The organism is Nocardioides sp. (genome assembly GCF_035547795.1).
Classification (GTDB): Bacteria; Actinomycetota; Actinomycetes; order Propionibacteriales; family Nocardioidaceae; genus Nocardioides.
Genome location: NZ_DASZUF010000025.1, coordinates 1 through 20,432 on the forward strand (window position 1 = coordinate 1; position 20,432 = coordinate 20,432).

Sequence of the window (20,432 nt, forward strand, 5' to 3'; positions counted from 1 at the left end):
CGGCCACGGTCGCCGATTCCTCGGGCCCCGTCGCGGGCCCCGCCCCCGGCCGCCTCCGCCGGCCGAGCGTCGGCATCACCAAGAACGCCTCGGCACGCAGCGCGGCGGTCGCGATCCGGGGCAGGTCGCCGGAGGCGGCGAAGACCAGGTAGCGCGGCACCCACTCGGGCTGGTACTTCGCGTTGGCGCGGTAGAGCGACTCGATCTGCCAGAACCGGGAGACCCACAGCAGGATGCCGCGCCACAGCCGCAGCACCGGTCCCGCCCCCAGCCGCTCTCCGCGCGCGAACACGCTGCGGAAGACCGCGAAGTTGAGCGAGACCCGCTCCACGCCGAGCCGGGGCGCCGCGGCCATCAGGCCGGCGACCATGGTCTCGACGATGCCGTTCTCGCCGCCACGGCTGCGCCGCATCAGGTCGAGCGAGAGGCCCTCGGGACCCCACGGCACGAGGTGCAGCAGCCCGGCCAGCCCGTCGGGCCCGAAAGCCCTGACCAGGACCGCCTCGCCGTCCTGCGGATCGCCGAGCCGGCCCAGCGCCATCGAGAAGCCGCGCTCCACCTGGCCGTCGCGCCACTCGTCGGCCTTCGCGCCGACCTCGGCGAGTTCGGCCGGCGTCAGGTCGGACGTCCGGTTCACCGCCACGGTGATGCCGGCCCGCTGACAGCGGGCCACGGCCTGGCGTACGCCGCGCATCGGCCGCCCGCTCAGGCTGAACTCGGCGGTGCGGACCACCGCCTCGTCGCCGAGCTCCAGGCATTCCAGGCCGGCCCGGTGGAACGCCGTCGCGCCGCGCTCGCTCGAACCGAGCGCGGCCGGCGTCCAGCCGTAGGCTCTGGCCTCGGCCAACCAGGCCGCGATCGCGTCGCCCCAGGCGGCCGGCTCCCCGATCGGGTCGCCGCCGGCGAGTGTCACGCCGCCCACCACCCGATAGCTGATCGCCGCCCGGCCGGCGGGCTCGAAGATGACGTAGCGGTCCTCGCGCAGCGCGAAGTAGCCCAGCGAGTCCATCCAGCCCCACTTCGCCAGCAGGCCACGCAGTCGGTCGCGCTCGCCGGCGTCGGGCCGGTGCGGACCGCCGGGCGGGCGCATCGCGGCGAGCACCGCGAGCAGCAGCACGATCGCCCCGAGTACGGCGAGGGCGACGGCCGCCTGGTCCGCCTTCTCCGGCCGGGTGAACACCACCGGGCCCGGGATGCCGACCAGCCCGAGGAACGCCTCGGCCAGCCGCTGGCCCGCCGTCGTACCGTCGGCCTGGCCGGCGTCGACCAGGGTGAGCCGGCCGAAGCCGAGCCCGGTGGCGACCAGGGGGCCGACGACGAGGACGGCGAGCAGGCGTGACCGCGAGCGCATGTCGGTGCGGGCGGTGAACTCGCCGCGGGCGCGCAGCAACAGCACCGTCAGCAGCAGGCACAGCGCTGCCGCTTCGACGTCGAGGCCCTTGAGCAGGTGCAGCACGACGGCGGTCGCCGAGAGCACGGTGGCCAGCAGCCAGGCGCGGAACTTGCCGCGGCGCAGCGCGCAGCCCAGCACCACCAGGATCACGCCGACGGCGGCGGCGCCGGTGTCGGCGGCTGCGGGGAAGACATCGGGCACCATCTCGTAGACCAGGTGCAGGCGGGCGTGCACGGCGGGCATCAGCGCCGACGCGACGGTGACGACACCCACCAACATGACCAGCCGGCTGATCCACAGTGGCGTCCGCAGGGCGGCGAGCAGGCGGCGTAGCGGGGTCACGGGAGCAGAGGCTAGGCGAGCAACCTGCCGTCCGCCTGATCGGCGGGACGGCGAGAGCCGAGGACGCTCGGATCGGAGGTCGGAGATCGACGCATCTGAGGATCAGCCGGGCAGGGTATATCCGTATCTGCGGAGCGCTGCTAGGTTCCCTTGCCGTGGGTGCGTATCGATTGCGGGAGGCAGCCGAGCTGCTCGGCGTGAGCGACGACACCGTGCGCCGCTGGGCCGCCTCCGGCCGGCTCGAGGTCTCCACCGACGCCAGCGGCCGGCAGGTCGTGGACGGCGCCCGGCTGGCGGCGCTCGCCCAGGAGCTGGCCGAGTCCTCGACCCTCGCCGACCCGGACGGCACCAGTCACACCTCGGCTCGCAACCGGCTGGTGGGGCTGGTCACCAACGTCGTGCGCGACACCGTGATGGCGCAGGTCGAGATGCAGTGCGGGCCGTTCCGGGTGGTGTCGCTGATGAGCCGCGAGGCCGCCGACGATCTCGGCCTGGAGCCGGGCGTGCGGGCGATCGCGTCGATCAAGTCCACCACCGTCGTGATCGAGAGGCCGAAGGAGACCCCATGAGGAAGATCGCAGCACTCGCCCTGGCCCTGCCGGTGGCCCTGACCGGCCTGGCCGGTTGCGGCGGCTCGTCGGGGAACGACGCGTCGGCGTCCCAGTCCAGCGGCGGGAGCGGCCAGCTCAGCGGCAGCATCACCGTCTTCGCGGCCTCGTCGCTGACCGGGGCGTTCAACCAGATCGCCACCGACTTCAAGAAGGCGCATCCGGGCACGAACATCGTCTTCCAGTTCGGCTCCAGTGGCGACCTGGCCACCTCGATCACCCAGGGCGGCTCAGCCGACGTGTTCGCCTCGGCGTCGCCGACGAACATGCAGTCGGTGCTCAAGGCCGGTGACGCCACCACGTCGACCAACTTCGTGTCCAACACCGCCGAGATCGCCACCCCACCGGGCAACCCGAAGCACATCACCGGCCTGGCCGACCTGGCCAAGGTCAAGGTCGCGCTGTGCGTGCCGACCGCGCCGTGCGGCGCGCTGGCTCAGCAGCTGTTCCAGAAGACCGGCGTCTCGGTCACCCCGGCCGCCTCCGAGCCGGACGTCAAGACCACCCTGGCCGTGGTGCAGAGCGGTGAGGTCGACGCCGGCATCGTCTACGTCACCGACGTGAAGGCGGCCGGCGACAAGGTCACCGGCGTCGAGATCCCGACCGACCAGAACGGCACCACCGAGTACCCGATCGCCACCCTGAGCGGCTCGAAGAACAAGGACCTGGCCAACGCGTTCGTCTCCTACGTCGAGTCGTCGGACGGTCAGAAGGTCCTCGCCGCCGCGGGCTTCAGCGCTCCGTGAGGTCGCCCCAGGGGGTACGGCGGAGCCAGCGGCCGCCGCTGCTGCTGGTTCCGCCGGCGCTGATCGGCGTCGCCTTCCTGGTGCTGCCGACCGTCGCACTGCTGGTGCGGGCACCGTGGAGCCACCTGGTCTCGATCTACTCCCACGCCGACAGCGCCGACGGCATCGACGTCGCGGCGGCGGTGCGGCTCTCGGTGCTCGCCTCCCTGGTCACGACGGGGGTGGCGGCGGTGCTGGGCGTGCCGCTGGCCTGGCTGCTGGCCCGGGTGCGGTTCCCGGGCCGCGGGCTGCTGCGCGGCGCGGTGACCATGCCGCTGGTGCTGCCGCCGGTGGTCGGGGGCCTGGCGCTGCTGCTCGCCTTCGGCCGGCGCGGGTTGGTCGGCACCTGGCTCTACGACACGTTCGGGTGGTCGCTGTCGTTCACCCCGACCGCGGTGGTGCTGGCCCAGACGTTCGTGGCGATGCCGTTCCTGGTGGTGACGCTGGAGGGCGCCTTCCGGTCCGCCGACGTCGGCCTGGAGGAGGCCGCGGCCACCCTGGGCGCCCGCCGTACCCGTGTCTTCACCCACGTCACCCTGCCGCTCGCGGTGCCCTCCCTCATCTCCGGGATGGTGCTGTGCTGGGCGCGGGCGCTGGGGGAGTTCGGTGCGACGATGCTCTTCGCCGGCAACGTCATGGACTACACCCAGACCGCGCCGACCGGCGTGCTCACGGCGTTCCAGAGCAGTCCCGAGGATGCGGTCGCGCTGAGCCTGCCGATGATGCTGATCGCGATCGTGGTGCTGGTCGCGTTGCGCGAGCGCTGGCTGCGCGGGGTGGCGTCGTGATCGACGTCGACTGCCGGGCCAGCAACGGCTCCTTCGTGCTGGAGGCGGCGCTGCGGGTCGAGCCCGGTGAGGTGACGGCGCTGTTGGGACCCAACGGCGCCGGCAAGTCGACGCTGCTGCGCTCGATCGCCGGCCTGCAGCGCATCGACGCCGGCCACGTCGCCATCGGCGGCGTGGTCGTCGACGACGCGAGCACGTTCGTGCCGGCCGAGGAGCGCCGGGTCGGCGTGGTGTTCCAGGACCACCGGCTCTTCCCGCACCTGCGGGTGCTCGACAACGTCGCGTTCGGGCTGCGCTCGCGCGGGGTCGGTCGGGCCGAGGCGCACCGCATCGCGCGGGAGTGGCTGGACCGGCTGGGACTGGCCGACCTGGCCCGGCGTCGCCCGGCCGCGCTCTCCGGCGGTCAGGGTCAGCGGGTGGCACTGGCCCGTGCGCTCGCCGCGGGGCCGCGGGCGCTGCTGCTCGACGAGCCGCTGGCGGCGCTGGACATCCAGACGCGCGCCGAGGTGCAGGGCGAGCTGCGCACTCACCTGCGCGAGGTCGAGCAGCCCACCGTGCTGGTCACCCATGACCCGATCGAGGCGCTGCTGCTCGCCGACCGGGTGGTCGTGCTGGAGAGCGGCCGGGTCGCCCAGGAGGGGAGTACGGCGGACATCACCCGCCGCCCGGCCACGCCGTACGTCGCCCGGATGGTGGGCATGAACCTCTTCGCCGGTACGGCGAGTGACGGGGTGGTCAGCCTCGACGGCGGCGGATCGCTCACCGTCGCCGACGCGCCGACGGGCCGGGTGCTGGCGGCGGTGCGCCCCTCGGCGCTGACCCTGCACGCCACCGAGCCGCACGACACCAGCGCCCGCAACCGCTGGGCGGGGCGGATCGCGGCGCTGGCCCCGCTCGGCGACCGGATCCGGGTGACCGTCGCCGGGCCACCCGACACGCTGGTCGACGTCACCGCCGCGGCCATCGCGGATCTCGGGGTGGCGCCGGGCAGTGAGGTGTGGGTGAGCGCCAAGGCCACCGAGATCAGCGCCTACCCCGCGCCCGGATTGTCTACTGGCTGAGTGCACAATGGCGACATGACGAAGCGACGAGCACCTGGGGCCGGGGCCGAGGGCCTCACCGACCATCTCCGCGAGCGGTGGAGCATCAGCGTCTTCGACGCCGGCCACACGCTGAGCAAGGACCAGATCGCCACGCTGCTGCATGCCGCGCAGTGGGCGCCGAGCGCAGGCAACGGCCAGCCCTGGGCGTTCATCGTCGCCGAGCGTGGCAACGCCGCCCACCGGGCACTGGTCGAGCACCTGTCCCGGGGCAACTCCGGGTGGGTGCCGCGGGCCTCGGTCGTCTTCCTCGCGCTCGCCCAGATCGGGCCGGATCCGGAGGGCAACGGCCCGAAGTGGGCGACGTACTCCTACTACGACCTCGGCCAGGCCGCGGCGCACCTGACCGTGCAGGCCGCGTCGCTGGGGCTGTGGGTGCACCAGTTCGCGGGCTTCGACCACGAGGCGGTCGCCGCCGCCCTCGGCGTACCCGCGCACTTCCAGCTGCTGACCGGCATCGCGGTCGGGGTGCGCGGCAACCCCGACGAGGTCTCCCCCGACGACGTCGCTCGCGAGCAGCGCGACCGAACCCGCAAGCCGCTCGACCAGTTCGTGTACGGCGAGCGCTGGGGGCTGCCCTGGAGCTAGCGCCGACGCCGGATCGAACCGGGTGAGCACGCGGCATTTGAGCGCGGGCGCACCGCGAGCAACCATGGAGGGGGTTACCCGGATTGACCAACGTCTCTTCCAGAAGGTGATCGACATGGCCGGGATGATGCGGGTTCCGCGCAGCCGCGGGGCCATCAGTGGTTTGTTGCTCATGCTGCTCGGCGCCTGGGGCGCCCTGATCCCGTTCATCGGGCCCTACTGGCACTATGCCTATGCGCCCGACAACACGTGGGACTACACGACCGGCAGGCTCCTCCTGGAGATCCTGCCCGGCGCCGGCGCCTTCCTCGGGGGCCTGCTGACCCTCGGCAGTGCCAACCGGCTGGCCGCGATGTTCGGCGGCTGGCTCGCCGCGGTGAGCGGCGCCTGGTTCGTGCTGGGGATGCCGCTGTCGTCGATCTGGGGCAGCCCGACGGTGGGCGGCCCGGTCGGTGGCACGACTCGCCAGGCGGTCGAATACCTCGGCTTCTTCGGTGGGCTCGGCGCGGTGATCGTCTTCTTCGCGGCGCTCGCGCTCGGCCGGTTCGCCGTCCTCGGCGTACGCGAGGCGGAGTGGGCGGCCGGGCCGGTAGCCGGCGAGCCGTACGACGAGCGGGCCACCGCACCGACGATGACGGGCCGACCGGGCTACGACGCGACCGAGGGGACCGGCGCGACCGCGGCACGGACGGGCCGGGCCGACGGCCGGGGGCACCGGCTGCACTGGCCGGGCCACCACCGCCACGTCGCGGCGCGGTGATCGACGCCGGGAAGCAGGCGATCAGGCCGGCACGCCCGGCCTGATCAGCCCTGTGCGGCCTGCTCGAGGAGGGGCCGGACACGGAACGGCATCTCCTCCAACAGGGAGATGACGGTGCTGGTCCGGACCACCTCGGGCACCGCCAGCAGGTCGCCGGTGATGCGGTGGAGGTCCGAGGTGTCGCGGGCGACGACCTTGAGGAGCAGGTCGGCCTCGCCGGTGATGGCGTGCATCTCGACCACCTCGGGCACGGCGCGGAGCGCGGCGGTGGCCCGGCGCCCGGTGGTCTGGCTGAGCTCGACCGAGATGAAGGCGACCAGGCCCCGACCCAGCACACCGGGGTCGACCCGGCGGCTGTACTGACCGATCGCGCCGCCGGCCCGCAGCCGCGTCAGCCGCGCGGACAGGGTGTTGCGAGCGATGCCCAGCCGCCGGGCCAGTTCGAGGCTGGTGGCATCGGGGTCATCGTCCAGGGCAAGCAGAATCCGGGCGTCGAGCGCATCCATGCTGAGCACATTGCCACATTTCCATGCCAATCCGGTGGGTTGTGCTCAGTTGCCGCGCTAGCTGTTGTGCCGATGCGCAGCATCGCGCAGGCTGGCTGGCATGAGCACCGCATCGACCGGGGATCCCGCCGACCGCCGCGCATCCCGTCCCGGATCCCAACTGGCCGACCGCGACGGCGTACTGCGCGACCTGTCCCGCTACCTCGCCGCGGCGTGGGCCTCCTTCGACCGCCCCCGCGCTCACGAGCCGGAGGCCGACCCGGAGCTCGTCTCCCGGCTCAGCGCCGCCCTGCCCGCCGACCCCGGCGACCTGCACGCCGCGCTCGACGACGCCGTGCAGGTGTTGGAGGCCAGCATCACCCCGTCGCGTCCGTTGTTCGTCGCCTACGTCGGCTCCAGCGGCCTGGAGACCAGCGTGCTGGCCTCGGCGTTGGCCGCCGCCTACGACGCCAACCTGGCCACCGCTGCCGGCGCCGCGGACCTGCTGGACCGGCAGGCGGTGCGTTGGATCGCGCAGTTCGTCGGCTTTCCCGCCGCCGAGGGGCATTTCACCTCGGGAGGCCAGACGTCGAACCTGACCGCACTGCTGGCCGCTCGGGAGCAGGCGCTGCCCGGCGCCCGGGAGCACGGCATCGCCGGTCGCCGCGCCGTGGTCTACTGCTCCGAGGAGGCCCACCACTCCATCGTTCGGGCGGTGGAGGCCATCGGTCTGGGGCGTCGGGCGCTGCGTCGCGTCCCGACCGACAACCGCCGCCGGATGCGCGTCGACGCCCTCGCGGACGCCGTCGCGCGCGACCGCGCCGAAGGCATCACGCCGATCGCGGTGGCCGCCACCGCGGGCACCACGCTCACCGGAGCGGTCGATCCGCTGGAGGCGATCGCGGACGTGTGCAGCGAGCACGGCGTCTGGCTGCACGTCGACGGCGCCTACGGGCTTCCCGCAGCGGCGACCGCGACCGCCGGGCACTGGTTCGCCGGTCTGGATCGCGCCGACTCGGTGACCATCGACGCACACAAGTGGCTGGGGATGCAGAAGAGCTGCAGCGCGATCCTGCTGCGGCACCCGCACGCGTTGCGCGCCGCGTTCGGCCACGAGGAGCGCTACATGCTGCACGAGGAGGACACCGGCAACCCGGTCGACTCCACCTTCGAGTACTCCCGCCCCTTCCGGTCACTGCGCCTGTGGCTGTCGATGCGGGTGTACGGCGCCGATCGGTTCCGTGCCTGGATCGAGGGCACCCTGCACCATGCCGCGCGCCTGACCGAGGCCGTCCGGGCCCATCCCGAGTTCGAACTGCTCCACGAGCCGATGCTGTCGACCGTCTGCTTCCGACACGTCCCGCCGGGGCTTCCCGCCGATCGGCTCGACGCCCACAACGAGCGGCTCGCCCGAGCGATGCAGCGCGACGGCCGCGTCTTCCTGGCCCCCGCCGTGGTCGACGGACACACCTGCCTGCGGGTCTGCTTCGTCAACTTCCGCACCACCAGCGAGGACGTCGACCTGATCCTCCCGGTGGCCGCGGAGCTCGGCAGCCAACCCGGCATGTCCGGGTAGTCCGGGGCGCGGATCAGGGGCTGCTGGTGGGCAATCCCCGATCTGTGCCCCGGACCATCTCCGCTTCGGCGGCGTACAGCGCAGCACCCACGGCGCCGGCATTGTTGCGCAAGGTGGCCGGGACGATCTCGGTGTCGAGGTCGAGCAGCGGCAGGAACTGGGCCGACTGCTTGGAGACACCGCCACCGACCACGAAGAGGTCGGGGGAGAAGAGCTGCTCCAGGGTGCGGTAGTACCTCTGCAGTCGCTTGGCCCACTCATGCCAGGACAGGTTGTCCTTCTCCCGGGCGCGGTTGGAGGCACGGGTCTCGGCGTCGTGGCCGTCGATCTCGAGGTGCCCGAGCTCGGAGTTGGGGATCAGCACGCCGTCGTACAGGAACGCCGAGCCGATCCCGGTGCCGAGCGTGGTCACGATGACCAGGCCGCGGCGGCCGCGCGCGGCACCGTAGCGGACCTCGGCCAGACCGGCGGCGTCCGCGTCGTTGACCACATGCACGTCGCGGCCTGTCGCGGCGGTGAACAGCGCGTCGGCGTCGGTGCCGATCCAGGCGCGGTCGATGTTGGCGGCGGTGTGCACGACACCGTGCCGCACCACGCCGGGTACCGTCACCCCGACCGGCCCGGTGCACGCCGGAAAGGCGGCCAGCAGCTCGACGAAGATGTCGGCGATCGCCCGCGGTGTGGACTTGTGGGGTGTCTTGAAGCGCACTCGCTCGTTGGCAAAGTCGCCCCGGGAGAGATCCACTGGCGCTCCCTTGATCCCGGTGCCGCCGAAGTCGATGCCGAAGGGTTGGGAGGAGCTCATGAGTTCCAGTCTCGCAAACGCCTGGTCTGGTCCGGCCCGGATCGGCGGGTGCCGTTCACCGGAGTCACCCTCCGGTGACGCCCGCGACCTCTACGATGGCCCCCATGCCCGACGACCCACTCACGCTCGGAGATCTCATGGTGCCTGAGCAGCGAGTGGACGGCCCGGCGAAGCGGACCAAGCGCGAGCGGATCGGTCGCGACCGGCTGCTCGACGTGGCGGTCGAGCTGACCGTCACCGAGGGCTGGTCGGCGGTCACGATCACCCGGGTGGCGGAGGCGGCCGGGGTCGCCCGACAGACGGTCTACAACGAGATCGGCACCCGCAGCGACCTCGCCACCGAGATGACGATGCGCGAGCTGGACCGCTTCCTCACCTGTATCAACGCGGCGTTCGACGCCCACCCCGACGACGTCATCGCCGGCATCAAGCAGGCCACTCAGGACACCCTGGAGCTCGGCGAGCACAGTGCGCTGCTGCGGGCCATCGCCTCGGCCACGACCGGCGCGGAGACCGAGTTCCTGCCGCTGCTGACCACCCACAGCGCGCCGCTGTTCGCGGCCGTCACGGCGGTGATCCGCGACCGGCTCTCGGCGTACGAGCATCCCTTCAACCCGCTCGAGTTGGAAATCGTGATCGACGCCTACGTCCGGATGGTGCTCAGCTACCTGATGCAGCCGGCCTCGACACCCGCGCTCACCGCGGAGAGCCTGGCCTGGATCGCGGAGCGGGTCTTCCAGCTCGCGTAGGCTTCTGCCTCGGGGGTGTGATGAACCGGAGGGTGGCTGCCGCGTGCCTGGCGGGCGCGCTGGCGCTGAGTGGCTGGCTGAGCGGATGCGGCGTGTCCGGCCCCGCCGCGCATCCCTCGGCGTCGTCCTCGCCGGATCCCTCCGGGAGTACGCCGAGCGTTACCGGCTCGCCGGTCCCGGTCGCCGACCCGGCCCACGCCGTACCCGCGCCCGGGCCGCTGACCGGCGACCTGCACTCCGCGGACATCCTGGTGCGCGCGGAGGGCACCCTCAGCGCCGCGACCATCGCCAGGATCAAGGCCATCCATGGCGTGACCGGCATCGAGCAGCTCTCCATCGGCGAGGTCTCGATCGAGGACAAGCTGCTCAACGTGGTCGCCGTCGACCCGGGCAGTTACCGGGCCTACACGCCGCTGGCCTCCGCCGACGCCACCCAGGTGTGGGACCGGGTCGCCGGCGGCGAGCTGGCGGTGCGGCCCAAGCTGAAGAAGCAGCTGCCGCCCGACGCCCAGGGCTACTGGAAGATGGGCTCGGCCAGCAGCGCGCCGAAGATCCACATCGGCGCCTACGCTCCGCAGATCCCCGGCCTGGTCGACGCGGTGGTCAACACCGCCTGGGGCAAGGCGCTGGGGCTGCCTGCCGACAACGCGGTCATCGTCTCCACCTCGATCACCTCGCCCGAGCAGGTGGTCAAGCCGCTGCAGGCCCTGCTCGGCTCCGCGGCGTCGGTGCAGCGGCTCGACGTGGTCGCCCGCGACGGCCTGGACCCGGGCGCCGTCCAGATCGCGTACGTCGTCGGCTCCGTCGCCGATGCGGTCGGCCGCTACACCTACCGGGTGCTCGGCGGTGGCCGGATCGCTCCGGATCCCGCCTGGGTCCAGGCGCACATCACCACCGAGACGGTGCCGATCCTGGGCCGGGTGACCTGCAACAGGCTGCTCTTCCCGCAGCTCAAGGCCGCCCTGGCGGAGGTCGTCGCGCGCGGGCTGGCCTCGAAGATCCACAGCACCGCCGGGTGCTACAACCCGCGCTTCATCGCCGGGTCGTCCTCGCTGTCCAACCACGCCTTCGGGCTGGCGATCGACATCAACGCCCCCGAGAACGCCCGCGGCACGGCCGGTCAGATGGACCGCGGCGTGGTGCAGATCTTCGAGAAGTGGGGCTTCACCTGGGGCGGGACCTGGCACTACACCGACCCGATGCACTTCGAGATGAACCGGATCGTCCACCCCGGCTGAGCTATCTGCGCTTGAGCTTGCCGGTGGCGGCGGCGTACGACTTCTTGGTGGCCGTCAACACGACCTTGCCCTTCTTCGCCGAGGCCCGCAGGTGCAGCGTGCAGGTGCCCTTCTTGTGGGTGGTGCAGCGCGCCTTGATGCCCGTGCCCTTCGCCTTCACCTTGGCGTGCTTGACCGGGGCGCCGGCGTCGGTCACCTTCACCTTCACCTTCGCGGATCGGGTGTGCCTCCAGTGCTTGGGCCTGGCCTGCACGCTCAGTCCGGGCTCGATCCGCCGACTGAAGATGCCCTGGCCGGCGTTGACCACCGCGTCGAGCGGCCCGAGCCGGCCGTCGGCGGCCAGCGCGTAGGCGGCGTCGTAGGGCAGTGGCACCGTCTCCACCGCGCCGAACCTCGTCGCGGCGGTGTTGCTGCGTGCCGCGCTCAGCGTGGTGCCGGTACGGTTCCAGGCCACCCACAGCCGGCCGTCGGCGGTGGTGGACAGGGCCACGTGCGGACGGTCGGCCGCGCTCTTCAGGGTGAGCGGCGCGGCGCTGCCCACTCGCCAGACGGCGGTGGCGTGGCAGGTCGGATAGCCGAGGCAGTACGCCGTCCAGACGCTGTCGTCCGGTCGTGCCACCAGCGGCGTCGATTCGGCGGTGAGGACCATCGCGTTGCCGGTCGACGAGCCGGGGGCGAGCATGGCCGGGCCGACCGCTGCCAGGCTGGTCGGGTCGACCTGTCGCACGTAGATCCCGGGCGCGGTGTCGAGGACCGCATAGGCGACGTAGACCGCACCGCCGGCCACCACCAGGCCGGCGTTGGCGGCGTGACCCGGGGTGGCGAGCGTGCTGGTGGTCGCGCCCGCGCGCAGCGCGATGCCGCCGGACGTGGCCCGGGCGGTGAGCAGCCGGCCGTCGGGCAGCACCGCTGCAGCCGTGCCGGCGGAGGTGGCACTGTCGTCGACCGCGACGGCGGTGCTCCAGGTCACCCCGTCGCCGCTGGTGGCGTCGTAGAGATGGCCGACGTCCGCAGCGGTCTGGCGGCCGCCGAGCACGGCATGCAGCACGCCGCCGGCCGGCACCAGCCGCGGGTCGTCGTCGATCGTCGTCCAGCCCGCGGCGATGGTCGCCGTACCGGCGAGGGAGCCGGCGCGACCGAGGGTCGCCTGCTGGGCGCTGTTGCCGGTGCCGACGTCGGTCACGTAGGCCACGTGCAGCGAGCCGTCGGCGGTGCGGGCCAGGGCGGGGAGGGAGACGAGGTCGACCGCACCCTGGCTCACCCTCGTCCAGCCGTTGGTGCCGGCGCCCTGGGCGGGTGCCGTCGTACCGGCCAGCGCCAGTGCCAACGCCCCGATCGCGTACGCCCGCCGCATCGCCGCTCCTTCCCGTCCCGAGGGATTGTGCCTCGGGCGGTTAGGTTTGTGCTGTGACGACTCTCGATGACGCCCTCTCGGGCATGGATCTTTCCGTGCGGCCCCAAGACGACCTGTTCGGTCATGTGAACGGGACCTGGCTGCGCGAGTTCGAGTTCCCGGCGGACAAGGCCAGCGTGGGCGCGTTCGTGGCGCTCGCCGACGAGGCCGAGGTGCAGGTGCGCGAGATCATCGAGGGGGCGCCCGAGGGCTCGCAGATCGGCGACCTCTACGCCTCCTTCATGGATGTGGAGACCATCCAGGCGGTCGGGACCGCCCCGCTGGCCCCGCTGGTCGCCGCCGTGGAGGGGCTGCGGGACGTGGCCGATCTGGCGGCGTTCCTGGGCGAGTTCGAGCGGATCGGCGGCCACGGCCTGTTCGGCTCCTACGTCGACACCGACGACAAGGACTCCAGCCGCTACCTGCTCAACCTGCTCCAGGGCGGCCTCGGCCTGCCCGACGAGTCCTACTACCGCGACGAGAAGTACGCCGAGATCCGGGCCAAGTACCTCGACTACGTCACCCGGCTCTTCACCCTGGGCGGGCACGCCGCGCCGGAGGAGGCTGCGGCCGCGGTACTGCGGATCGACACCGCTATCGCCGCCGGTCACTGGGAGCGCACGCAGACCCGCGACCGGCAGAAGACCTACAACCTGACCACGCTGGCGCAACTGCGCGATCTCGCCCCCGGCTTCGACTGGGACGCCTACGTCACCAACCTCTCCGGCGCGAAGCTGTCGGCCGAACAGGTGCTCGGCGAGACGATCGTGCGCGAGCCGTCGTTCTTCAGCCACCTGAGCACGGTGCTGCAGGACACCCCGGTCGAGGAGTGGCGGTCGTGGCTGCTGCTGCACGTGCTGCGCTGGGCCGCGCCGTACCTCACCGACGACTTCGTGGAGACCAACTTCGACTTCTACGGCCGCACCCTCAACGGCACCCCGGAGCAGCGGGAGCGGTGGAAGCGCGGCGTCTCGCTGGTCGAGGGTGCGCTGGGTGAGGCCGTCGGCAAGGAGTACGTCGCCCGGCACTTCCCGCCCGAGTCCAAGGCGATGATGGACGAACTGGTCGCCAACCTGATCGAGGCCTACCGACAGTCGATCGCCGGGCTGGACTGGATGAGCGCGGAGACCAAGCAGCGCGCGTTCGACAAACTGGCGAAGTTCACCCCGAAGATCGGCTATCCGGTCAAGTTCCGCGACTACTCGGCGCTGCCCATCTCCCGCGGCGACCTGCTGGGCAACGTGCAGGCTGCCTCGGTCTTCGAGACCGACCGGCAGCTCGGCAAGCTCGGCGGTCCGGTCGACCGCGACGAGTGGCACATGCTGCCGCAGACGGTCAACGCCTACTACAACCCCGGCACCAACGAGATCTGCTTCCCGGCGGGCATCCTGCAGAAGCCGTTCTTCTCGCCGTCGGCGACTTTGGCGGAGAACTACGGCGGCATCGGCGCGGTGATCGGGCACGAGATCGGTCACGGCTTCGACGACCAGGGCTCGCAGTACGACGGCGACGGCAACATGGAGAACTGGTGGACCGACGCCGACCGGGCGGCGTTCGAGGTCAAGACCAAGGCGCTGATCGCGCAGTACGACGGCTTCGAGCTGCGCGACCTGCCCGGGGAGCGCGTCAACGGCGCCCTGACGGTCGGCGAGAACATCGGCGACCTGGGCGGCCTGACGATCGCCTACAAGGCGTTCCTGCTGGCCTGCCCCGACGCCTCCGAGGACGAGCGCCGGTCGCTGTTCTTGAACTGGGCCTACGTCTGGCGCGGCAAGCGGCGCCCCGAGCAGCTGCAGCAGCTGCTCGCGGTCGACCCGCACTCGCCGGCGGAGTTCCGGGCCAACATCGTGCGCAATCTCGATGAGTTCCACGAGCTCTTCGCCACCAAGCCCGGGGACGGGCTGTGGGTCGAGCCGGGGGACCGCGTCGGGATCTGGTGAGGCCTCGCCGCTGACTGTGCGGGACATGTAACACGCTGTCCACGTCACTAGAAGGTCGCTGCAACGACCTTCTAGTGCGCCGGACAGCGTGTTACAAGCGGCGGCCGGTGGCACACTGAGCCCGCGTGCGGCCCGAATACCTCCAGCGACCCTTCGACGTACGGCTCGAGTGGGGGGCGCCCGCGGCGGAGGCGCTCCGCGACGTTGCCTGTGCCGTGGTGGTGGATGTGCTGTCCTTCACCACGGCCGTCACCGTCGCCGTCGAGCGGGGTATGGCGGTGCACCCGTTCCGGTGGCGGGACGAGCGGGCCGCGGCGTACGCCGCCGAGGTTGGAGCCACCCTGGCCGTCGGCCGGCTGGAGGCGGCGCGTGACGGGGTGGCCGGCGTGAGTCTGAGCCCGGCCGCGATGGCCCGGGTCGAGGGCGTCAGGCGGATCGTGCTGCCCTCGCCCAACGGCTCCACGATCAGCACCGCGCTGGCCGGCTCGGGCGCCACCGTGGTGGCCGCCTGCCTGCGCAACGCTCCAGCCGTCACGGCCCGGCTCGCCGAACGCTCCGATTCCGGGCCGGTCGCCGTCATCCCGGCCGGCGAGCGCTGGCCCGACGACACCCTGCGTCCGGCCGTCGAGGACCTGTGGGGCGCCGGTGCCGTGGTCGCCGGGCTGCTGGCGGCCGGGCTCTCCGCCAGCCCGGAGGCACGCGCCGCGGCGGCCGCCTTCCGCGCCGCCGAGCTCCCCGAGGACCTGCACGCGTGCGTCAGCGGTCGGGAGCTGAGCGACAGGGGGTTCGCCGCGGACGTGGCCATCGCGGGGGAGTACGGCGCCAGTCCCGTCGTACCCGTGCTTGTGGACGGTGCCTTCCGCGCGGACGAGGCTGTCGGCGGGCGCTGGTAGACAGGGGCCATGGCCGAGCAGACCACGACCGATGTCCGCGCTGCCGCCGAGGCACACCTGCGTGCCCTGGTCGGCAGCGACGACGCGCGCCTGCGCGAGGACCAGTGGTCGGCGATCGCGGCCCTGGCGGTGGAGCGCCGGCGGGCGCTGGTGGTGCAGAGGACCGGTTGGGGCAAGTCGGCGGTCTACTTCGTGGCGACTCTGCTGCTGCGCTCCCAGGGCGCCGGGCCGACGGTGATCATCTCGCCGCTGCTGGCGCTGATGCGCAACCAGATCGCGGCGGCCGAGCGGGCTGGGATCCGGGCCGCGACGATCAACTCCACCAACATCGAGGACTGGTCGGCGATCGAGCAGTCGATCCACGCCGGGGAGATCGACGTGCTCCTGGTCAGCCCCGAGCGGCTCAACAACCCCGGCTTCCGCGACGCGGTGCTGCCGCGGCTGGCGGCGACCTGCGGGCTGCTGGTGGTCGACGAGGCGCACTGCATCTCCGACTGGGGGCACGACTTCCGGCCCGACTACCGCCGCATCCGCACGCTGCTGGCCGACCTCCCGGAGGGCATCCCGGTGCTGGCGACCACCGCCACCGCCAATGCGCGGGTGACCGCGGATGTGGCCGAGCAGCTCGGCTCCGACGTACTCGTCCTGCGGGGATCGCTGGACCGCGAGTCCCTGCGACTGGGCGTGGTCCGGCTGCCCACCATCGAGCAGCGGCTGGCCTGGCTCGCCGACCATCTGGCCGAGCAGCCCGGGTCGGGGATCGTCTACTGCCTGACCGTGGCGGCCACCCAGGAGGTCGCGGGCTATCTGCGTGCCCGCGGGCATCACGTGGCCGCCTACTCCGGCCAGACCGAGACCACCGAGCGCCAGGCGCTGGAGGAGGATCTGGCCGCCGGCCGGATCAAGGCGTTGGTGGCCACCAGCGCGCTGGGGATGGGCTTCGACGCCACGCTCGGCTTCGTGGTCAACCTGGGCGCGCCGTCCTCGCCGGTCGCCTACTACCAGCAGGTCGGTCGTGCCGGCCGCGGCGCGATCGCCAATGCGTCGGCGGTCCTGCTGCCCGGCGCCGAGGACCGCGACATCTGGGCGTACTTCGCCTCGCTGGCGTTCCCCCGTGAGGAGCTGGTCCGGCGCACCCTCGACACCCTGGCCGAGGCGGGCCGGCCGCTCTCGACGCCGGCGCTGGAGGCCCACGTCGAGCTCGGCCGCTCCCGGCTGGAGACGATGCTCAAGGTGCTCGACGTCGACGGCGCGGTGCGCCGGGTTCAGGGAGGCTGGGCGGCGACCGGCCGGCCGTGGGAGTACGACGCCGAGCGCTACGCCCGGGTCGCCGAGGCACGGGCCCGCGAGCAGGAGGCCATGCTGGCCTATCTGTCCACCACCCAGTGCCGGATGCGCTACCTGCGCGAGCAGCTCGACGATCCCGAGGCGGCCGACTGCGGGCGGTGCGACAACTGCGGCGGGCTGGTGCTCTCGACCGGCGTCTCCGAGGAGGCGGTCGCCGAGGCCGGCGAGCGCCTGGCCCGACCCGGCGTGGTCATCGAGCCGCGGAAGATGTGGCCCCAGGCGCTGCCCACCCTCGGCATCGACCTCAGGGGCAAGATCGCCGACGCCGCCGAGCCCGGTCGCGCCATCGCCCGGCTCACCGACCTCGGTCACGGACAGGCGCTGCGCGAGCTGTTCCGCGCCGAGGACGGCCCGGTGCCGGTGCCGCTGGCCCGCGCCGTGGTGGAGATCCTCGGCGACTGGCGGCCCCAGGTCGACGCGATCGTGGCGATCGAGTCCCTCACCCGGCCCGCGCTGGTCGGCGATTTCGCCCACGGGCTCTCCCGCTACCTGCAGCGACCGGTGGTGGGCATGTTCGCGCTGCTCGACCCGAGCATCCCACCCGGTGCCGGCGCGGCCAACTCGGCCCAGCGGGTCGCCGCCGTCGCGCGCCGGTCCGGCCTGCGGGCGCGGCTGCCGCAGGGCGCCCGGGTGCTGCTGGTCGACGACCGCGTGGTGACCGGCTGGACGCTCACGATCGCCGCCCGGGAGCTGCGCGCGGCGGGTGCCGCCGCCGTGCTGCCGCTCACGCTGGCCGTGGAGAGCTGACCCGTGGAGGGCCGACCCATGGAGGGCTGAGCCGGCGAGAGGCCGAACCGGCGTGGGTCAGTGGCCGACGTGGACCGGCCGTGGCTGGGTCTCGTCCTTCTTGCTGCGAGGCAGGAAGAAGGCCGGGATCAGCACGATCGCGACGAGGATCGCCGCCACGACGAAGACCGCGCCGTAGGCGCTGGCCGCCTGGTGCGCCGGGGAGCCGACGGCGCCGGGGCCGGTCTTGTCCTTGACCTGGTTGGTGAGCAGCACGGCGAACAGCGCGGTGCCGATCGAGGCGGCGATCTGCTGGACGATGTTCATCAGGGTCGAGCCGCGCGCGATGGTGTGGTCGCGCAGCGTGGCCATCGCCGCGGAGTAGATCGGCATCATTGTGCAGCCCATGCCCAGGCCCATCACGAACAGCGCGCCGAGCAGGAACCAGTACGACGAGGTGTCCGACACCTGCGACCACATCACCATGCTGACGGTGATCAGCGCGATGCCGGGGATGACCACCTTGCCGGCGCCGATCTTGTCGGCGAGCACGCCCGCCATCGGCATGGTCAGCATGGCGCCGATGCCCTGCGGCGCGAGCAGGATGCCCGAGCGCAGCGGGCTGGCGTCGCGCACCTGCTGGAAGTACGTCGGCAGCAGCAGGCTGGCGCCGAAGAACGCGACCGCGAACAGCACGATCGCGATCACGGAGACGGTCATGTTGCGGTCGGTGAACAGCCGCAGGTCCATCAGCGGGTGGATGTTGGCCTTGCGCAGCGCCCACGGCACGAACGCAACCACCAGCGCGATGCCGATCACCGCCGGGATCACGACGTTGCCGGTCCACATGGTGCCGTGCTTCGCCTCGGCGGCCGGGATGGAGCTGACGCCGTACAGCAGGGTGGCCAGGCCGGGGGAGAGCAGCAGCATGCCGACGAAGTCGAACGTCTCCGAGGACTGCGGATCGTCCTTGGGCAGCGCCATCGCGGCGTAGATCAGTGCGACGACGCCGATCGGGACGTTGATCAGGAAGATCCAGTGCCAGGAGGCGATGTCGATCAGCCAGCCACCCAGGATCGGGCCACCGATCGGGCCGAGCAGCATCGGGATGCCGAGCACCGCCATCACCCGTCCGACACGCTCGGGGCCGGCGGCCCGGGTGAGGATGGTCATGCCGAGCGGCATCAGCATGCCGCCGCCGAGGCCCTGCAGGACCCGGAAGACGATCAGCACCTCGAGGTTGGGCGCGGTGGCGCACAGCGCCGAGCCGAGCGCGAAGAGCAGGATCGCGAGCATGTAGAGCCGCTTCGTGCCGAACCGCTCCGCCGCCCAGCCGGTCAGCGGGATCACCGTGGCCAGGGCGAGGGTGTAGCCGGTCGCGACCCAGGCCACCTGCGCCTGGGTCTTGTCGAAGGCCTTCATGAACGTCGCCATGCCGACGTTGACGACGGTGATGTCCAGGATCGACATGATCGATCCGAGCACCACGACGCCAGCCACGATCAGCACACGGGCGTCGAGTTTCTCCGAGGCGGCGGGGGCCTCGGGAGCCATTTCTGCGGTCACCTGCCCCACCCTAGGTGGGACCGGTGACAGTCTTCGATTCGTTATTTCACATCACCCGGTGACGTTCGCCTCACCGGGCGGCCGTACTCACCCCAGCAGGGCGTCGATCGCGCCGATGACGCGCGGATCCTCCGGGTCGGTGCGCGGGCTGAACCGGTTGACCACCGCACCGTCCGCCGACACCAGGAACTTCTCGAAGTTCCACTGGATGTCGCCGGTGGCGCCGGTCTCGTCGGGGGCTTGGGTCAGCGTTGCGTAGATCTCGTGGCGACCCTCGCCGTTGACCTCGATCTTCTCGGTCAGCGGGAAGCTCACGCCGTACGTCGAGGAGCAGAACTCGGCGATCTCCTCCGGCGTTCCCGGCTCCTGCCCCATGAACTGGTTGCACGGGAACCCGACCACGGCCAGGTCCGGGTGTCCCTCGGCGATCCGCTCCAGGCCGGCGTACTGCGGGGTCAGGCCGCACTTGGAGGCGACGTTGACCAGCAGCGCCGGCCGACCACCGGTCAGCTCGCCGAGGGTCGTGGGGGTGCCGTCGAGGCGGGCGATGGGGGCGTCCAGGATGCTCATGCCTGCGAGCCTAACCGTCGTACCCCTCGCCTAGGGTCTGCTCATGAGCTCGCTCTACTCCGTCACCGACGCCGCGGTCTTCCGACCAGCGGTGCCGCCGCGTGACGGCGTGGTCGAGTTCGGCGGCCGGCTGACCACCGCGGTGCCCATCCGGGCGGCGATCCCGGTGCTGAGCAGGGCGCACGGCCGCGACGACCTGCATCCCTCGGTGGCGCTGCTGACCGGGGCGGTGCTGCTCGGCCTGCGTCTGGTCGCGGCCGGCCGGATCGAGCCCGATCGGATCGAGCCCGGCGAGGAGTGCTGGCGGGCGGTGGTCGACGGCGACGACGTCGACCGCGTCCGGCAGCTGGCCAGGACGAGGGCGTACGGCGAGCTCGACGTGGCCGCCGCCGAGCAGCTGGTGCGTGGCGTCCTCGACGCGGTCGCCGATGCGATGCCGCGGGCCGCGCCCGCCCCCGAGCGGCGTCGGGCCGCGGCCTTCGAGGCTGGAGGCTTCCAGGAGCGGCTGCGCGCCCGGCTGGCTCGCCACGTCACCGCTCCGACCGGGCTGCCGCAGCTGGTCTCGGTCTCGCTGCGGGTGGAGGCCGACGAGGAGGAGCTGGTCGGCGGGAGCATCAGGCTGGTGCCGCAGGTGCACGACGACGCCGACCCCCTCCACGTCGCCGACGCGGCCCGGCTGTGGCAGGAGACGTGGGAGCAGCACGGGTTCGGCGAGCGCGCGCGCACGCACGCACTGGTCGCGCTGCGCGGCGCCGCCCAGGTGTGGCCGGTGCTCGACCG

At 72.3% G+C, this 20,432-nt stretch carries 18 protein-coding genes and 1 pseudogene; 13 read left to right on the plus strand and 6 right to left on the minus strand.

The window, feature by feature from the left end:
• The coding region (locus VHA72_RS02220) for a phosphatidylglycerol lysyltransferase domain-containing protein (RefSeq protein WP_325572816.1) at nucleotides 1-1,735 on the minus strand (1,735 nt) is incomplete at its 3' end.
• Nucleotides 1,736-1,890: 155 nt separating this feature from the next.
• Between VHA72_RS02220 and VHA72_RS02225 the strand changes: the two genes are divergently transcribed.
• From VHA72_RS02225 to VHA72_RS02250, 6 genes are all read left to right on the plus strand, one after another.
• A complete protein-coding gene (locus VHA72_RS02225) occupies nucleotides 1,891-2,304 on the plus strand; it encodes a TOBE domain-containing protein (protein WP_325572817.1) in 414 nt (137 codons plus the stop codon).
• On the plus strand, nucleotides 2,301-3,089 hold the full coding sequence (modA, locus tag VHA72_RS02230; RefSeq protein WP_325572818.1) for a molybdate ABC transporter substrate-binding protein: 789 nt from the start codon (nucleotides 2,301-2,303) through the stop codon (nucleotides 3,087-3,089). The genes VHA72_RS02225 and modA overlap by 4 nt, the downstream gene beginning before the upstream one ends.
• Nucleotides 3,086-3,916 carry an ABC transporter permease gene (locus VHA72_RS02235; protein WP_325572819.1) on the plus strand — a complete coding sequence of 277 codons (831 nt, stop codon included), beginning with the start codon at nucleotides 3,086-3,088 and terminating at the stop codon, nucleotides 3,914-3,916. The genes modA and VHA72_RS02235 overlap by 4 nt, the downstream gene beginning before the upstream one ends.
• The gene (locus tag VHA72_RS02240) at nucleotides 3,913-4,977 is read left to right on the plus strand and encodes an ABC transporter ATP-binding protein (protein WP_325572820.1); all 1,065 of its coding nucleotides are present in this window, start codon (nucleotides 3,913-3,915) and stop codon (nucleotides 4,975-4,977) included. The genes VHA72_RS02235 and VHA72_RS02240 overlap by 4 nt, the downstream gene beginning before the upstream one ends.
• Nucleotides 4,978-4,992: 15 nt before the next feature.
• On the plus strand, nucleotides 4,993-5,604 hold the full coding sequence (locus VHA72_RS02245) for a nitroreductase family protein (RefSeq protein ID WP_325572821.1): 612 nt from the start codon (nucleotides 4,993-4,995) through the stop codon (nucleotides 5,602-5,604).
• Nucleotides 5,605-5,668: 64 nt separating this feature from the next.
• Nucleotides 5,669-6,364, plus strand: a complete 696-nt coding sequence (locus VHA72_RS02250) for a hypothetical protein (protein WP_325572822.1) — start codon at nucleotides 5,669-5,671, stop codon at nucleotides 6,362-6,364.
• Nucleotides 6,365-6,408: 44 nt separating this feature from the next.
• On the opposite strand, the gene VHA72_RS02255 is transcribed toward VHA72_RS02250, so the two are convergent.
• The gene (locus VHA72_RS02255) at nucleotides 6,409-6,870 is read right to left on the minus strand and encodes an Lrp/AsnC family transcriptional regulator (protein WP_325572823.1); all 462 of its coding nucleotides are present in this window, start codon (nucleotides 6,868-6,870) and stop codon (nucleotides 6,409-6,411) included.
• Between the two features lie 100 nt (nucleotides 6,871-6,970).
• On the opposite strand from VHA72_RS02255, the gene VHA72_RS02260 reads away from it, so the two are divergent.
• A complete protein-coding gene (locus tag VHA72_RS02260) occupies nucleotides 6,971-8,425 on the plus strand; it encodes a pyridoxal phosphate-dependent decarboxylase family protein (RefSeq protein WP_325572824.1) in 1,455 nt (484 codons plus the stop codon).
• A gap of 13 nt (nucleotides 8,426-8,438) precedes the next feature.
• On the opposite strand, the gene ppgK is transcribed toward VHA72_RS02260, so the two are convergent.
• Entirely contained in the window at nucleotides 8,439-9,230 is a 792-nt protein-coding gene (ppgK, locus tag VHA72_RS02265) for a polyphosphate--glucose phosphotransferase (protein WP_325572825.1), read from the minus strand.
• A gap of 104 nt (nucleotides 9,231-9,334) precedes the next feature.
• Between ppgK and VHA72_RS02270 the strand changes: the two genes are divergently transcribed.
• Together VHA72_RS02270 and VHA72_RS02275 are read left to right on the plus strand one after the other, a co-directional pair.
• The gene (locus VHA72_RS02270) at nucleotides 9,335-9,979 is read left to right on the plus strand and encodes a TetR/AcrR family transcriptional regulator (RefSeq protein ID WP_325572826.1); all 645 of its coding nucleotides are present in this window, start codon (nucleotides 9,335-9,337) and stop codon (nucleotides 9,977-9,979) included.
• 32 nt (nucleotides 9,980-10,011) lie between these two features.
• Nucleotides 10,012-11,217 carry a M15 family metallopeptidase gene (locus tag VHA72_RS02275; protein ID WP_325572827.1) on the plus strand — a complete coding sequence of 402 codons (1,206 nt, stop codon included), beginning with the start codon at nucleotides 10,012-10,014 and terminating at the stop codon, nucleotides 11,215-11,217.
• Nucleotide 11,218: 1 nt separating this feature from the next.
• On the opposite strand, the gene VHA72_RS02280 is transcribed toward VHA72_RS02275, so the two are convergent.
• On the minus strand, nucleotides 11,219-12,571 hold the full coding sequence (locus tag VHA72_RS02280) for a hypothetical protein (RefSeq protein WP_325572828.1): 1,353 nt from the start codon (nucleotides 12,569-12,571) through the stop codon (nucleotides 11,219-11,221).
• 53 nt (nucleotides 12,572-12,624) lie between these two features.
• On the opposite strand from VHA72_RS02280, the gene VHA72_RS02285 reads away from it, so the two are divergent.
• The 3 genes from VHA72_RS02285 to VHA72_RS02295 all read left to right on the plus strand — a co-directional run bounded on the left by VHA72_RS02285 (nucleotide 12,625) and on the right by VHA72_RS02295 (nucleotide 17,537).
• The gene (locus VHA72_RS02285; protein WP_325572829.1) at nucleotides 12,625-14,550 is read left to right on the plus strand and encodes a M13 family metallopeptidase; all 1,926 of its coding nucleotides are present in this window, start codon (nucleotides 12,625-12,627) and stop codon (nucleotides 14,548-14,550) included.
• A 125-nt stretch (nucleotides 14,551-14,675) separates the two neighbouring features.
• Nucleotides 14,676-15,443 carry a 2-phosphosulfolactate phosphatase gene (locus VHA72_RS02290; RefSeq protein WP_325572830.1) on the plus strand — a complete coding sequence of 256 codons (768 nt, stop codon included), beginning with the start codon at nucleotides 14,676-14,678 and terminating at the stop codon, nucleotides 15,441-15,443.
• Nucleotides 15,444-15,452: 9 nt separating this feature from the next.
• Nucleotides 15,453-17,537, plus strand: coding sequence for a RecQ family ATP-dependent DNA helicase (locus VHA72_RS02295; protein WP_325572831.1), 2,085 nt, complete (start codon nucleotides 15,453-15,455; stop codon nucleotides 17,535-17,537).
• A 57-nt stretch (nucleotides 17,538-17,594) separates the two neighbouring features.
• Here VHA72_RS02295 and VHA72_RS02300 read toward each other — a convergent pair whose 3' ends face one another.
• Both VHA72_RS02300 and VHA72_RS02305 read right to left on the minus strand, forming a co-directional pair.
• Entirely contained in the window at nucleotides 17,595-19,082 is a 1,488-nt protein-coding gene (locus VHA72_RS02300) for a DHA2 family efflux MFS transporter permease subunit (RefSeq protein WP_325572832.1), read from the minus strand.
• Nucleotides 19,083-19,169: 87 nt separating this feature from the next.
• Nucleotides 19,170-19,652: a glutathione peroxidase gene (locus VHA72_RS02305; RefSeq protein WP_325572833.1), complete on the minus strand. Its 483-nt coding sequence runs from the start codon at nucleotides 19,650-19,652 to the stop codon at nucleotides 19,170-19,172.
• A gap of 43 nt (nucleotides 19,653-19,695) precedes the next feature.
• Here VHA72_RS02305 and VHA72_RS02310 point away from each other — a divergent pair.
• Nucleotides 19,696-20,432, plus strand: a pseudogene (locus VHA72_RS02310) (ATP-dependent helicase); the annotation flags it as partial.

What these genes read in the sequence shown, in the direction of transcription:
- ppgK (WP_325572825.1), bottom strand. Translation starts at nt 9,230, where the DNA reads ATGAGCTCCTCCCAACCCTTCGGCATCGACTTCGGCGGCACCGGGATC.
- VHA72_RS02280 (WP_325572828.1), bottom strand. Translation starts at nt 12,571, where the DNA reads ATGCGGCGGGCGTACGCGATCGGGGCGTTGGCACTGGCGCTGGCCGGT.
- modA (WP_325572818.1), top strand. Translation starts at nt 2,301, where the DNA reads ATGAGGAAGATCGCAGCACTCGCCCTGGCCCTGCCGGTGGCCCTGACC.
- VHA72_RS02295 (WP_325572831.1), top strand. Translation starts at nt 15,453, where the DNA reads ATGGCCGAGCAGACCACGACCGATGTCCGCGCTGCCGCCGAGGCACAC.
- VHA72_RS02260 (WP_325572824.1), top strand. Translation starts at nt 6,971, where the DNA reads ATGAGCACCGCATCGACCGGGGATCCCGCCGACCGCCGCGCATCCCGT.
- VHA72_RS02305 (WP_325572833.1), bottom strand. Translation starts at nt 19,652, where the DNA reads ATGAGCATCCTGGACGCCCCCATCGCCCGCCTCGACGGCACCCCCACG.
- VHA72_RS02250 (WP_325572822.1), top strand. Translation starts at nt 5,669, where the DNA reads ATGGAGGGGGTTACCCGGATTGACCAACGTCTCTTCCAGAAGGTGATC.
- VHA72_RS02270 (WP_325572826.1), top strand. Translation starts at nt 9,335, where the DNA reads ATGCCCGACGACCCACTCACGCTCGGAGATCTCATGGTGCCTGAGCAG.
- VHA72_RS02255 (WP_325572823.1), bottom strand. Translation starts at nt 6,870, where the DNA reads ATGGATGCGCTCGACGCCCGGATTCTGCTTGCCCTGGACGATGACCCC.
- VHA72_RS02245 (WP_325572821.1), top strand. Translation starts at nt 4,993, where the DNA reads ATGACGAAGCGACGAGCACCTGGGGCCGGGGCCGAGGGCCTCACCGAC.